Genomic DNA, 14,009 nt, shown 5'->3' with positions numbered 1-14,009 from the left:
CGAGAGTTTGGTATTTTGGTCATAATGGATAGCGTGAGCGAAAAGGTTATTTATCATCAACTAGTCAAAACTGAACGAGATGAGTATTACCACGTTGCATTAAATAGATTAAGAGAAAAAGGCTATATTATTCAATCAATTACCTGCGATGGTCGTCGTGGGTTGCTTAGAGATTTATTCGATACCCCGACACAGATGTGCCATTTTCATCTTGTGGCAATGGTGATGAGAAAGCTCAGAAAAAAGCATAAATCAGCGGCAGGAAAAACACTTAAAATTATTGTTAAAACCCTGAAAGAAAGCATAAAAAATGATTTTTATCGTCATTTACATCAGTGGTATTTAACTCATCAAGATTATTTAAATGAACGGTCAGATAAATGCAATGAGAAAGGCTATTTTCCTTATAAGCATAAAGGATTAAGAAGTGCTTTATCTAGCTTGAAATATTATGAAAAATATTTATTTACCTTCGAAAAGCACCCTGAGTTAAATATAGAAAAAACGACAAATAGGTTAGAAGGATTATTCAGTGAACTAAAACGAAAATTAAATAATCACAATGGATTAAGCAAAAAGCGTAAGGTATTGTTTATACAAGATTTTTTAAATAAAAAGAGTTGCTAACAAAATAAAAAATAATTATTAGCAACTATTTTGTCCATTACACCTTATTTCATCAACACCATTACTCTGCTCATATTACTTAATACATATCCTTGCCCTTCAAGAAATACAATTCTGATATCACCCAAAAGTAGTTTATTGCCATTTTTGTCGGTAAAATTCAGTAAGTCAGCATTCAATGGTTCTAAGATATCACGCGAATGTCGAACCATTGGATCAAGTTTATGTTTGCTGAACACCTCTCTAATCATCTCATCTAAATCCCAGCAACTTTCTTCATCAGTGACTAAACAGAATGGAAGAGATTTATAGGGGCTAGATTGATCCCAGAAATTCTCATTTCGGTTAATAAATTCCTCCCAGTACACAAGGCGTTTAAAGTCATTTATATTGATATCTAGGTTTGTTTCTCGTTTATAAACTATGCTAGAAACTATTTCATTACTAATCATTTCGTCATCTAGTGTGATACGTCCATCACTATAAATATAAATTCTTCTTAATTCGCTGAATTGTGGTCCATATTTAGTTGAAAAAATAGTTTCTGCACTCCAATTTTGATCCATTTCTAATGGACGCTCTAAATTGTAAAATAAATATCCAGCAAGTTCTCTAATCATTTGCCAATCTTTTACTTGTGATTCAGGGATCTTACTCAAATCCTTTTTCACATTAAAATCGGAGCGAATTTTGCCATTCTGAAGTACATTTAGTCTTTCCAAGGCTTTCTCAAAACGAGTGACTTGTGAATCATAAGCAATTTGTTTTGGGTTTAACACAAAAGTCATAGTGAAAATTGCAACGATTATAATCAGTGCTAAATTACGATATTGACGTAATTTAGGTAACATAACAATGATATAGCAGATTGAAAGTACACTTGCTAAAGCCACTAAATAAATGCGATCTTCTGTCCAAGCATAAGCAGAAATACGGCTTTTTATTGCAAACCACAACAATACGAAGGGTATAATGACTAAATAAGGATACCAATGGAAAAAAGTATTCCAGCGTGGCTTTTCACTGATAGTTCGTAAACAATATATCGCAAGTCCTATTGTGACATAAGGTAAGACAATATTAGCTACCATACCTTGTGGTAACTCGCCATCCATAATAATCTTCACCACATAAACATACAGAATTACTGTAAATAACATTAATGCGGGAGCTGCCACAAAGCTCAACAAAATATCTAACCAGCGCTCTAAAGTTAATTTATTTGATTGGCGTTGTTGGTAGGCTAAAAAGAACAGTGGTATAAAGAAATAACAACTGAAAATTACAATTCGGCTCTGTAATTCCCCGTCAATAGTTGAGCCAAATAGTATTTCAATACTTTCCATCACAGCAAATATAATACCGCTAATCAGCCAACCTGTTAGGGAAGCGAACAAAACATTAAATACTGTACTGAGTGCATCGGATATATAAGACTGATTTTCTCGTTGAAATGGCATACTGAACAGAATAATTATCATAATACAATTTAACCCCCAAAATTTCGGGCTAGTAAGATAAATTTCTGCATTATCGTTAAAATACCACAATATCACACAACTCAGTGCTGGTACTAACCACGAAAATTTATACCATTTAGTTTGGTGAAATAAATACACTACAATTAAAAAGACTGGTGTAAATATCCAATAAGCACGGTGTTGCAGATGATATAGTATATCAATAAACAAAAGTGGTACTGCAAAAATAGTGGTAAGTAAAATCTCGATAGGGTGTTGTGCAACTGCATATTTTAGATTTCCCCAAGTTTTATTCAAAAACCTAAAAATTGCCATAAATACTCCTAAAAGTTATCAATACTAAATGATTTTAATTGAGTGTATCAAAACTAAAATATGAATAGAAGAAAAAGCGGTAGCTTCTCTGAACCAAGCTAAATACAAGTGTTAATTTGCGATACATTTGGTAAATCTGGTAATGATGTTGGTATGAGTAAGATTCTCGCACCACCAGAGGAGCGGTTGCTTAAGCGATTCGTTTTAAAAAAGTCAGCACTTCATAGTGTGAGGTATGGGGGAACATATCGAAAAGTTGGACTTTTTCGAGAGTATAATTAGATAAGCTCCCAAAATCTTTTGCCATTGAGTGAGCATTACAGCTTGAATAAATTAAATAAGGTGCTCCTAATTTGTTTAGAAACTCCGCTAATGCGTTGCCAATACCACGTCGTGGCGGATTGACAATGACCAAATCAGGTACTGAACCTTGTTCATTTAATGCAAAGTGAGCAGAATCCAGAGAAGCAAACTTAACATTATCTAAACCAAGCTGATGAGCCGATTTTGTTGCACTAGCAATCGCAGAGGGCGAAATTTCAATCCCTGTTAAAGAAACTGTTGTATTTTTCGCTTGCAATGCCGATGCACAATGTAAACCAAACCCACCGACACCACAGAAAAGATCCCAAAGATGCTGAATAGGTAACTCCTCACTCCAACGTTGTGCCGTTGCATAGAGCTGACTCGCCACACTTGGATTTGTTTGAAAGAAACCTTGTGGACGAATAAAAAGTGGAACACCGTTAAAATATTCGGTCAGTACTTGTTGCTCCGTCAGAAAAATTTCTTTCTCGCCTTCCAGTACTGCAGAATGCTGTGGTTGAATGTTTAAAGTTACTACGGATTCTGGCGGTAACTGTGCTAAAAAGGCAGGAAACTCACGTTGAATAAGGGCTAATTTGGTTTCACTGCGTAACACAAAACGCACCATTATAGCGTGGTTATATTGGCTTTCTGTCAGTAAAATATACTTTAGTTCCCCTTTCTTTTTAGCTACGTTATAAGGGACAAGCCCAGCTCGCCCAATAAATTGTTTTAGAATAGGGAAAAGTGAATGAAACCTTGTGGGATAAAGTGAGCAGTCGGTTAAATCAACCCCCTGCTCATCATTTAGAATACCTAAAATAGGGCGTTCAACACTGCCTGAAACCACCATTTTAGCTTTATTCCGAAAAGCCGAAAGGGAAGAGTGAACTTCGGGTAGCCACTGTGTCTGTTGCAAAATAAAAGGCGAAAGTAACCGCTTAAGCTCTGCCGATTTTTCTGCAAGCTGTTGTGGGTAGGCTTTATCAAGCCATTGACACGAAGTACAATGTCTCTGAGAAAAATGCAGGCAATTCAACAGGTTAGCCATTCTTTGCTTTCCATTCTAACCATTGTTCTTGTAACGCACTTAATGCTTGATGAGATTGCTGCCAACGAGGGCTTTTTTCTAACTCTCGCCACTCAATATGCTTACGCTTCATTAAACTTAGGTGGCGTTCTTTTTGTGCTTGCGTGGGTTGATACTTCAAATTATCCAAGACTTGCACCACACCATCAGGTTCGTTGCAGAGTAATAATAAGTCGCAACCTGCGTTTAAGGCTTTCTCACTTCGCTCAACATAGTTCCCCATAAACCCAGCCCCTTTCATTCCTAAATCATCGGAAAAAATCACACCATTAAAACCAAGCTGTTGGCGTAATACATTTTTAAGCCAATAACTTGAGCCACTAGCAGGTTGGCTATCGCACTCGGTATAAATAACGTGTGCAGGCATTATTGCCGATAATTTTTGTTTACTAATTAGTTGTTTGAACGGTTGAATATCGTGAGAAAAAATACGTTCTTGTGGGCGATTATCAAAAGGTGTTTCTAAGTGAGAATCCGCTAAAACGTGTCCGTGCCCTGGGAAATGTTTACCAGTGGTTGCCATTCCTGTTTCTCGCATTCCGTCAATAAAAGCCTCTGCCACAGGTAAAATGGCAGTTGCATCGCTACCAAATGAGCGATCGCCAATGGCTTTGCAACAATGTCCTAAATCTAAAACAGGCGCAAAGCTCAAATCAATATCCAAGGCAAACATTTCTGCTGACATTAGCCAGCCAGCCTCTTTAGCTAAATAAGTTTGCTCTGCAAGAGTTGGTAATAATTGTTGAAAAGATTGCATTGCAGGTAATTGCGTAAAACCTTGACGGAAACGTTGTACCCGTCCGCCTTCCTGATCAACCGTGATCAATAATGGCTTTTTCACTTTTTGACGAATAGATCTGATCAGTTCTTGAATTTGTTCTCTATCGTGAAAGTTGCGAGTAAATAAAATAAGCCCCGAAACAAGTGGATGCTCTAGCATTTCTTGTTCTTCCACAGTGAGTGTTTGCCCAACCAAATCCATTAACAACATAAAATTTTCCCTCTCTTTCTTTCAATAAAAACGCCCTTACGACGAAGGGCATTTTATCCTGATTTTCTCAATTATTCGATGTGATTTTGTTGGTGTTTGCGTTGATTACTACGCATTTTTATATTGAGTAATTCAACGATGACTGAGAAACCCATTGCCGTGTAAATAGCGGATTTAGGAATATGAATATTAAATCCTTCGCCGACTAACGCCACACCAATTAAGATTAAGAAAGCAAGAGCAAGGTTTTTGATAGTTGGGTTGTTATCAACAAAATCACCTATCGGTTTAGCAGCAAACATCATTACTCCAACGGCAATCATAATTGCAATAACCATTACAGGTACATCGTCTGCCATACCCACAGCGGTAATTACTGAATCCAATGAGAATACAATATCTAAAATTGCAATCTGTACTAAGATCATAAAATAGCTTGCTTTTTTAATGCTATTACCGTTTTCATCGTGGGCTTCGCCACTGATTGCTTCTTTTAATTCCATTGCACTTTTTACAATTAGGAACAAGCCCCCTAGAATTAAAATTAAATCACGCCCCGTAATGGCTTTATCCATAATTGAGAATAAAGGATCGACTAACTTCATCATCCAAGAGAGTGAAAGTAGTAATAAAATTCGTGTTGCCATCGCAAGCCCTAAACCAATAATACGGGCAGATTGACGCTGTTTTTCAGGCAAACGAGAAACTAAAATACTGATGAAAATAATGTTATCAATACCTAGTACAATTTCTAAAGCAGTTAGTGTAAATAATGCAACCCACGCTTCAGGGTTTGCAACCCAATCAAACATATAAGATCCTTTCAATTAAGTGGAAATAAATATTGATATTGACGAATCAATATCGTAAAAACTGCACATCATATAGAGAGCGGTTTAAAAATTAAAGAGCCGAATGTAAAAATTTTTGTAAAATTTCTGCCGTAAAGTTCTTGCGTAAATAAAAACCTAAAGGAAGTGATTGAATTGGTTCGCCTTTTTGATTAACCGCATTAGTTAGAGCTTGGCGATTCTTACCTTTAGGACGTAGCTGTAATACTTCACCTAAAGTCGCATTGATTTCGTTTAATCGCCCTAAAACGATCAGCTCCATTAATTCTTCCCAATCTTGCTGTAATTGCTGCTCTTCCTTTGGGCTTGGCGACCACAATATCGGCATTCCAATATGTCGTTGAGCAAGTGGAATAGAGCGTTCACCTTCTACTGGAACCCATAAAACACGTTGTAATTTATGTTTAACGTGAGATGTTTGCCAAGTAATTCCGCTGTTTTGCGTTAAGGGGGCAAGGCTAACAAAGGTAGTTTCTAATGGCATTCCTTTTGCATTCACTGGGATTGTCTTTAGCTCAATGCCTAAATGAGCAAAGTCTTGCTCAGGTTTACTCCCTGCTTTAGCACCTAATGCGGTTTCAATTAAAATCCCCACCCAGCCTTTATCACGAGTCAGATCGGCTGGTACGGGCATATTAAGTTGTTGAGCGATCTCACCTAATGTAAAACCTGCAATCCATTGGGCTTTCTGTAATAATTCCTGTTCAGTGGTAGAAAATGTTGCGAGCTGCATTCATTGTGCCTTTGCAAAAAATAAGAGAAAACAGACCACTTATTTTAAGCGACTAATCACTTTCCGCCAAATCTAACATTTCTTGAGCATTCGCTAACACTGCATCAGTGATTTTGCTACCGCCTAATAACCTTGCAAGTGCGTTTACTCGTTCTTTTGCAGTTAATAAGCTCATCTGCGTTTCAGTTTGATTATTTTCAACATATTTTTGTACATTGAAATGGTGATTTCCGTGGCTTGCAACCTGTGGTAAATGGGTTACACATAATACTTGGCATTTTTTACCTAATTGACGCAACAATCGCCCAACAACTGTTGCGGTTGGTCCACTAATTCCTACATCAACTTCATCAAAAATAATGGTTGGAGTAGAAAGTTTATTCGCAGTTAGCACTTGCACTGCTAAAGAAATTCGTGATAGCTCACCACCTGATGCAATTTTTGCCAATGGCTGAGCGTTCTGTCCTAAATTACTGCGTAGATTAAATTCAACACTATCAGCCCCATTTGGTGATAACTTATCTAAATTATGCTGAATATCAATGAAAAATTCGCCGTTTTCCATTGCTAATTGCTTAATTTGTTGAGTAACCTGTGCAGATAATTTTTGACCTGCTTCAACACGTTTTTGATAAATTTTTTCAGCCAATTCAACACATTGTTGATACGCCTGCTGTTCATCTATAATTAGCTGTTCTTCGTTCTCTTCAAAATCCAGTAGATGTTGTAATTCTTGCTGTAAATGTTGATGATGTTTCCATAACTCTTGGCTTGCAACTTGGTGTTTACGGGCAAGTTGCATTGTTTTACCAATACGGCTATCTAATTCGCTTAACAATTCAGGATCTTGTTCAATATTATTCGCTAAATGACTAATTTCTGAACTCGCTTCTTGCACTTGAATAAGTGCTTCATTCAACATTTCTAATGCCGATTGATATTGAGCGTCAATATCAGCTAACTCTTCTAAATCACGAATAGCTCGATATAACATACTGTCTATATTTACTTCGCTTTCACTTAAATGATTGAGAACAGATTGGGATAATTCAGTTAATTGCTCGGAATTTGCTAAACGGGCTTGATCTTCTTCAAGCTGTTCAAATTCACCTTCTTTAATCGCGAATTCATCAAGCTCATCAACTTGATACTGTAATAACTGTTTACGAGCTTCGTTTTCTTGGCACTGTTGATGAAAATTTTTCACCTGTTTATGTAATTTTCGCCAAATCTGATATTGCTCAGCCATTTGTGCCAGTAGCAAATGTGTTTCCGCATAATTATCAACCAATTCAAGCTGATACTCATTTTTGAGCAGTAATTGTGGGGCGTGTTGCCCATTCAAATGGATCAAATATTGCCCTAATTCTCGTAATTGTGAAACGGGAATTGGGCGATTATTAACAAAGGCTTTAGAACGTCCTTCAAGGTTAATCATTCGACGTAAAATACATTCGTGTGGGTTATCTTCATCAAGTAATTCGTGTTCTTTAAGCCAAAGATAAGCAGGGCTATTGGTTTGCATTGAGAAAGTAGCAGTAATATCGGCTTTATCTGCCCCGTTACGGATCATACTACTTTCAGAACGATAACCTAAACAAAGCCCAAGGGCATCAATACCAATTGATTTCCCTGCCCCTGTTTCACCAGTAATAACAGACATCCCTTCATTTAATTCAAGGGTTAAGTGACGAACAATCGCAAAATTATTGATAGCAAGTTGTGTTAGCATAAGAATACCCATACAAGAATAACTGTATGGATATATAGTACAACTGTTTATTTAAACAGTAAATAGATTTGTAAAACTTTTTTGGGATCTTAGCGCTTGTTGAATCTATTTTGCGTAAAAAACAGTGTTTTAATTGAATTTTAAGCATATTGTACTATTCCCCCAAAATGGTTTTCCACTAATCTTATTGTTATTGGGTGCTGCGGGCTAAGTAAAATATTTTTAGTGTATCCATATTCAACTATTTCACCATTATCCATCACAATGAGTTTGTCTGCGATATGTTTAATCAGCCCTAAATTTTGTCCGATATAAATATAAGATAAACCTAATCTAGCTTGTAATGTGAGCATTAAATTAGTTAGCTGGCTTTTAACTGAGAAATCTAAAGCACTGAGGCTATCGTCAAAAACAATAATTTCAGGATTTAGGATTAATGCTCTTGCTAGAGCAACTCGATGTCGCTGACTACTTGATGTTTCCTTAATGTGAATTAGTGCATGCTCTGGGTACATTCCAACTAATTTCAGTGTGCGGAAGATACGTTCATTACGTTGTTCTTCAGATAAATTTGTTGCTAGACGAAGTGGAGTATCAAGAATTTGACCAATATTATAATTAGGATCAAAAGCATCATTTGGATCTTGAAAAATCATTCTGATTTTTTTTGGTCTAAAGGTATTATCGCCGAATTGCAGCTCCTTCCCTTTAAAGAAAATGGTTCCTGAGGTCGGTTCTGTTATTCCAACTAACATTTTGGCTAATGTTGATTTCCCTGCTCCATTGGCTCCTATAATAGCTAACGTTTCTTGATGATCTAAAGAGAATGTTACGTCTTTGATTGCATAGAAATCTTGTTTACGGAAAAGGCCAATGCGATCGGTAAAACGTTTACTGAGATGTTGAACGTCAAGTAAATTCATAGTAGCTCTTAAAAAATAGACTAAATTATCTTTCAGACTGATGACAAACCCTAAATTTATTATATTTAAATTATATTTACAACGCAGATTTAATAAGTCTCCTTATCTCGAAGTAAATGGACGTTTCCTTTGCGTCTTAAAAAACCTGAACGATCAAAGTATTCAATCAATTGAACTGTTAATTTGCGTCCATATTGAATTTCATCTCGTAGCTGATTAACGGAAATCTCGCCATTTTGTTGAATAAACTGCTTGATAAGTTGAGCAAATTGGCTAATTTGTTCGTGCAGTAAAAAGCGATCTTTGACTATTGGGACTAAATAACCTAATTTTCCTGCTTTGTAGAGCAAGTTACGCATTTCATTTTCATCTATTGAAAGTTCACTTGCGATATCTCGTACCCATAATGCTTGATTGGTTCGTTCAAAAAGCGGTCTGATTTCTGCCCAAATTTGCAATTCGGTGTCATTAAACTCAATACGATGATCTGGTGTGTGGATCCAACCGCGTGTTTGCGATAATTTTTGCTCTGTGAGTAATTCATCAATAAAATGATAAATAAGATCTTCAGGCTGATCTAAAGCAGCGATACGATGTAAACGTGCTTTTGTTACCCCCAGTTGATCATTATGTTGTTGATGGTATTCGCGTAATTTATCAATAATGTTTTGTTGAACCCGCTGCTTAAATGCGTGATTAAATAACCATTTGTTATGTTGTTGATAACCTAATGTGGTTATGTCTTCAAGGAAAATTTGTTCCTGCCAGAGTAACTGCGATAAATCAACGGCTCGATGTTGCGTATAAAGTACAAGGCGTGAATCTAATTGATTAGCTTGTGATAACAGCTTTAAATAAGCTAAACGGGCATCGCTACGTTTATGACGTTTAGGCGAATGAATTTCGAGTACCACACCGCCAGCAATTGTTTGGCTATCATCGCCATTGCGGATAATTAATTTATCTCCAGTAGCAAAATGCAGTGCTGTATCACAGATAATTTCTGCAAAATAATTACCATTTCTCACCGCTTGTGTGGCATCGAGTAGATTAAGTTTAGCGGTAATATGGCTGGCGTAGTGGTAGAGATGGATAATACGGTTTTCTTTAATGCTTTGATCGGCAGTTAATTGAATGGTAATACGTTGGCTGGCTTGCGTTGGGGCTAATTGTGTTAGCCAGTCACCACGTTGAATTTGTTCTTTCTCAACATTGGTTATATTTAGTGCTAAACGCTGCCCTGCAATCCCTTCAGAGGATTCATTATTTTGGGCGTGAATTTTTCTTACCCTAACTTTTAGTCCATTTGAGAGATATATTTCATCGCCGATTTTGACTTTACCCGCAATTGCCGTACCTGTTACCACAAGCCCAGCTCCTTTAACGTGAAAAACACGATCGATAGCATAGCGGAAAGGTTGATTTACCTTAGAGTGAGTATGGTTAAGGCTAATTAAATATGCTTTTAGTTCAGCGATACCCAGCTCTGTTTGAGCTGAAGTAATAAAGAATGTGGCAGATGATAAATCAAATTGTTGTTTTAACTGGGTTATTAAGGATTGAATTTGCTCATTATTACTGCGGTCAGCTTTAGTAATCACAACCATAATATGAGAAAAATTAAGTAATTTTAAAATGCCTAGATGTTCAATTGTTTGTGGTTTGATACCTTCTTCCGCTGATACAACTAACAATGCGTGCTGAATACCACCAAGCCCCGCCAACATATTCGAGAGAAATTTTTGATGCCCAGGTACATCAATAAAGCCCAAAATATCATTTTCAATCGGTAGATAAGCATAACCTAAATCAATGGTCAGTCCCCGTTTTTTCTCTTCGGGCAAGTGAGCGGTATGTGTTCCTGTCAGTGCGTGTAGTAACGATGTTTTACCGTGATCAACGTGGCCTGCGGTAACAATGATCATTCTTTTTCTCCCTATAACTTGGGCGGATAATTCCGCCCAAAGATAAATCATTTAATTCTGTTGATGACGTTATCTAACAGACTAAATTACATTTTCTCAACAGTTTTGATACCTAATAAATCCAAACCTTGTTTTAGGGTATCAGCCGTTAGACTTGCGAGTTTTAAACGACTTTGTTTAATACTTTCTTCTGCATTAAGAATTGGGCAAGCTTCGTAGAAACTTGAGAAAATTCCTGCTAATTCATAAAGATACTGGCAAAGAACGTGTGGTGTTCCTTCTTTGGCAACCGTCGTTACCGCTTCTTCGAATTGTAATAATTTCAGTGCTAATGTTCGTTCTTTCTCTTCATTTAAGAGAATTTTGCCTGATAATTGTGTTGGATCTATCCCCGCTTTGCTGAAAATAGAACGAATACGGGTGTAGGCATATTGCATATAAGGTGCAGTATTGCCCTCAAAGCTCAACATATTATCCCAATCAAACACATAATCAGTTGTACGGTTTTTAGATAAATCAGAGTATTTAACAGCTCCGATTGCCACTGCTTCTACCACAGCTTGCTTTTCACAAGCGGTAAGATTTGGATTTTTTTCTGCAATCAGTTTTTCTGCACGCTCTACGGCTTCATCGAGTAAATCGGCTAATTTTACCGTTCCACCTGTACGGGTTTTGAATGGTTTTCCATCTTTACCTAACATCATTCCGAAATTGTGATGTTCAAGACTAAAGCTATCAGGCACATAGCCTGCTTTACGAGTAATTAACCACGCTTGTTGCATATGTTGGCTTTGACGAGTATCAGAGAAAACCAATGCTCTGTCTGCTTTTAATGTTTCATAACGATATTTAGCAGCCGCAATGTCAGTTGTGGTATATAAAAATCCGCCATCTTTTTTCTGTACGATAACACCCATTGGATCGCCATCTTTATTTTTAAATTCATCAAGATAAACAACTAATGCACCTTCGTCTTCTACCGCTAAGCCTTGTGCTTGTAAATCAGCGACAATGGCTGGCAGCATTGGGTTATAAAGGCTCTCTCCCATTACATCATTTTCAGTAAGCGTAACATTTAGACGTTGATAATTGTGCTGATTTTGTACCATTGTAATTTTGACTAGTTTTTGCCACATTGTACGGCAGTACTCATCACCACTTTGCAGTTTTACGACATAGTTGCGAGCTTTCTCTGCAAATTCGGCATCACTATCATAATGTTCTTTTGCAGCACGATAGAAGGCTTCTAGATCGCTTAATTCCATCTCACTTGCGTGCTCGTTTTCCATTTTTTCAAGATAGGCAATTAACATTCCGAACTGTGTACCCCAATCGCCAACGTGGTTTGCTCGGATCACTTTATTTCCTAAAAACTCTAATGCTCGCACGACACCATCACCAATGATCGTTGAACGTAAATGCCCAACGTGCATCTCTTTGGCTACATTTGGTGAAGAATAATCAACTACAACTGTTTGGGTTTGTGATAGCTGAATACCTAATTTTTCACTATTTAAGGCTTGTTCTGCGTTATTTGCTAACCATTCAGCATTTAAGAAAATATTGATAAAACCAGGACCAGCAATTTCCAGTTTTTCGACAATACCGTCTAGGTTGAGATTATCTAGTACTTTTTGAGCAAACTCTCTTGGGTTGCAACCCAATTTTTTTGCAGCTCCCATAATGCCGTTTGCTTGATAATCTCCAAATTGTGGTTTACCTGATTGGCGGACTAAGGCTTCTACATTTTGCTCTGCCCCTGCCGCAATCATTGCTTGCTTAATTTTTTCCGATAGAATGTGTTGAATATTCACGATAATTCCTATTGATACGAAACTATAAAAATGTGTGCAATGATACTAAAAAACCCCATTAAAAACTTCGATTTTGCAAATTTTTTATCAAAAATGACCGCTTATTTCGGTGATATAAGTCAATTTGAGCAAAAAATTCAGCAAATTGCTCAAGTCATTGGGTTAGATTTAAGTAAATATTCTATCGATCATCTTGCTGTCAGAATGAATAATGTAGAAACAGCACAACAGTGGCGAGATTTTCTATTGGCGGATAATTCATTATTAAAAGAGAGTGAAGTAAATGGTCGCCCTATTAGTTTAATTAAATTAGTTGAACCGCTTATTTTTTGTGGGCAGAAGGTGTCAATTATTGAGCTACCTTTTCCTAAAGATAAAATTTATCCAGAAGAAGGCTGGGAACATATAGAAGTTGTCATTCCTTTTATAGCAAATGAATCAGTTGAGCAATGGATTAAGCGTATAGAATTACAGTTTGAATTATCCAAAAAGACTCAAATTTGTTATAAAATTAGCCAACCTAAAGTTTTAGGAGAAAGATTACCTAATCCGAGTATTGCAATTACATTAAAAGATGCAACTAATCGTAATAATTGTTGTCTTAAAATTCACCCTTATGATATAAGTACAATAATTTGCTCAGAAAATAATTTCTGACATTTCTCGGAGTTTATATGAAAAAATCTGGACTTATTTTAGCACTATTTACTTCTGTTTCTTTAGTTGGTTGTGCTAATACGGATATTTATAGTGGCGATGTTTATCGTGGCGATCAAGCGAAAGAAGCACGTTCTATTAGCTATGGTACGGTTGTTTCTGTTCGTGAAGTAAAAATTCAAGCTGACAATCAAGGTGTGTTAGGTTCTATTGGTGGTGGTATTATCGGTGGCATTGCTGGTTCAACTATTGGTGGTGGAACAGGTCAAGCAATTGCAACTGCTGTTGGTGCTATTGCAGGTGCTGCACTTGGTAGTAAAGTTGAAGAAAAAGCGAGTCAAGTTTCTTCATTAGAGATGGTTATTCGCAAAGATGATGGTAAAGAAATCGTTGTTGTTCAGAAAAAAGAAGATGGTTTCGTTCCTGGTAAACGTGTAAGAATCGTGGGTTCTAACTCTGATTTGAATGTTTCTTTGCTAAAAAATATCGGTTCAAACTGATAAATTATTGTAAAAATGAGATATAGAAGAGTAGAAGATAAAATTCTGTACTTCTTCTCTTCTA

General features: G+C 36.7%; 12 protein-coding genes. 3 read left to right on the top strand and 9 right to left on the bottom strand.

What is annotated here, in order from left to right; all coding sequences use genetic code 11:
- A partial coding sequence (locus ACWIW0_RS08135; RefSeq protein WP_454452918.1) for an IS256 family transposase, variant Zn-binding type occupies positions 1-627 on the top strand: 627 nt, incomplete at its 5' end.
- A gap of 44 nt (positions 628-671) precedes the next feature.
- Here the strand turns inward: ACWIW0_RS08135 and ACWIW0_RS08130 are convergent.
- The 9 genes from ACWIW0_RS08130 to argS all read right to left on the bottom strand — a co-directional run bounded on the left by ACWIW0_RS08130 (position 672) and on the right by argS (position 12,788).
- Positions 672-2,423, bottom strand: a complete 1,752-nt coding sequence (locus ACWIW0_RS08130) for a DUF4153 domain-containing protein (protein WP_454452917.1) — start codon at positions 2,421-2,423, stop codon at positions 672-674.
- Between the two features lie 190 nt (positions 2,424-2,613).
- A complete protein-coding gene (gene rlmC, locus ACWIW0_RS08125) occupies positions 2,614-3,780 on the bottom strand; it encodes a 23S rRNA (uracil(747)-C(5))-methyltransferase RlmC (RefSeq protein ID WP_454452916.1) in 1,167 nt (388 codons plus the stop codon).
- Entirely contained in the window at positions 3,773-4,810 is a 1,038-nt protein-coding gene (nagZ, locus tag ACWIW0_RS08120) for a beta-N-acetylhexosaminidase (RefSeq protein ID WP_454451456.1), read from the bottom strand. The genes rlmC and nagZ overlap by 8 nt, the downstream gene beginning before the upstream one ends.
- 71 nt (positions 4,811-4,881) lie before the next feature.
- Complete coding sequence (locus ACWIW0_RS08115) at positions 4,882-5,622, bottom strand: TerC family protein (protein ID WP_454452915.1); 741 nt, start codon at positions 5,620-5,622, stop codon at positions 4,882-4,884.
- Positions 5,623-5,713: 91 nt separating this feature from the next.
- Positions 5,714-6,394: a DNA mismatch repair endonuclease MutH gene (gene mutH / locus ACWIW0_RS08110; protein ID WP_454452914.1), complete on the bottom strand. Its 681-nt coding sequence runs from the start codon at positions 6,392-6,394 to the stop codon at positions 5,714-5,716.
- A 52-nt stretch (positions 6,395-6,446) separates the two neighbouring features.
- Positions 6,447-8,126, bottom strand: a complete 1,680-nt coding sequence (recN, locus tag ACWIW0_RS08105; RefSeq protein WP_454452913.1) for a DNA repair protein RecN — start codon at positions 8,124-8,126, stop codon at positions 6,447-6,449.
- A 140-nt stretch (positions 8,127-8,266) separates the two neighbouring features.
- Positions 8,267-9,049 (bottom strand): peptide ABC transporter ATP-binding protein, encoded by a 783-nt coding sequence (locus tag ACWIW0_RS08100; protein ID WP_454452912.1) that lies wholly within the window; start codon positions 9,047-9,049, stop codon positions 8,267-8,269.
- Between the two features lie 89 nt (positions 9,050-9,138).
- On the bottom strand, positions 9,139-10,974 hold the full coding sequence (gene selB, locus ACWIW0_RS08095; RefSeq protein ID WP_454452911.1) for a selenocysteine-specific translation elongation factor: 1,836 nt from the start codon (positions 10,972-10,974) through the stop codon (positions 9,139-9,141).
- Positions 10,975-11,060: 86 nt separating this feature from the next.
- Entirely contained in the window at positions 11,061-12,788 is a 1,728-nt protein-coding gene (gene argS / locus ACWIW0_RS08090) for an arginine--tRNA ligase (protein WP_454452910.1), read from the bottom strand.
- Positions 12,789-12,827: 39 nt separating this feature from the next.
- On the opposite strand from argS, the gene ACWIW0_RS08085 reads away from it, so the two are divergent.
- Complete coding sequence (locus ACWIW0_RS08085; protein ID WP_454452909.1) at positions 12,828-13,445, top strand: VOC family protein; 618 nt, start codon at positions 12,828-12,830, stop codon at positions 13,443-13,445.
- 17 nt (positions 13,446-13,462) lie between these two features.
- Positions 13,463-13,945 carry a glycine zipper 2TM domain-containing protein gene (locus ACWIW0_RS08080; protein ID WP_454452908.1) on the top strand — a complete coding sequence of 161 codons (483 nt, stop codon included), beginning with the start codon at positions 13,463-13,465 and terminating at the stop codon, positions 13,943-13,945.
- Positions 13,946-14,009: the final 64 nt, after the last annotated feature.

This window comes from Ursidibacter sp. B-7004-1, assembly GCF_053654055.1.
Note: the sequence above shows the minus strand (reverse complement) of the source record. Positions and strands in the feature narration are given on the sequence as shown.

Bases quoted from the DNA above. Each gene is read 5' to 3' on its own strand.
- rlmC (WP_454452916.1), bottom strand. From the start codon at position 3,780: ATGGCTAACCTGTTGAATTGCCTGCATTTTTCTCAGAGACATTGTACT.
- ACWIW0_RS08130 (WP_454452917.1), bottom strand. From the start codon at position 2,423: ATGGCAATTTTTAGGTTTTTGAATAAAACTTGGGGAAATCTAAAATAT.
- selB (WP_454452911.1), bottom strand. From the start codon at position 10,974: ATGATCATTGTTACCGCAGGCCACGTTGATCACGGTAAAACATCGTTA.
- ACWIW0_RS08080 (WP_454452908.1), top strand. From the start codon at position 13,463: ATGAAAAAATCTGGACTTATTTTAGCACTATTTACTTCTGTTTCTTTA.
- ACWIW0_RS08115 (WP_454452915.1), bottom strand. From the start codon at position 5,622: ATGTTTGATTGGGTTGCAAACCCTGAAGCGTGGGTTGCATTATTTACA.
- mutH (WP_454452914.1), bottom strand. From the start codon at position 6,394: ATGCAGCTCGCAACATTTTCTACCACTGAACAGGAATTATTACAGAAA.
- ACWIW0_RS08100 (WP_454452912.1), bottom strand. From the start codon at position 9,049: ATGAATTTACTTGACGTTCAACATCTCAGTAAACGTTTTACCGATCGC.
- ACWIW0_RS08085 (WP_454452909.1), top strand. From the start codon at position 12,828: ATGATACTAAAAAACCCCATTAAAAACTTCGATTTTGCAAATTTTTTA.
- nagZ (WP_454451456.1), bottom strand. From the start codon at position 4,810: ATGTTGTTAATGGATTTGGTTGGGCAAACACTCACTGTGGAAGAACAA.
- recN (WP_454452913.1), bottom strand. From the start codon at position 8,126: ATGCTAACACAACTTGCTATCAATAATTTTGCGATTGTTCGTCACTTA.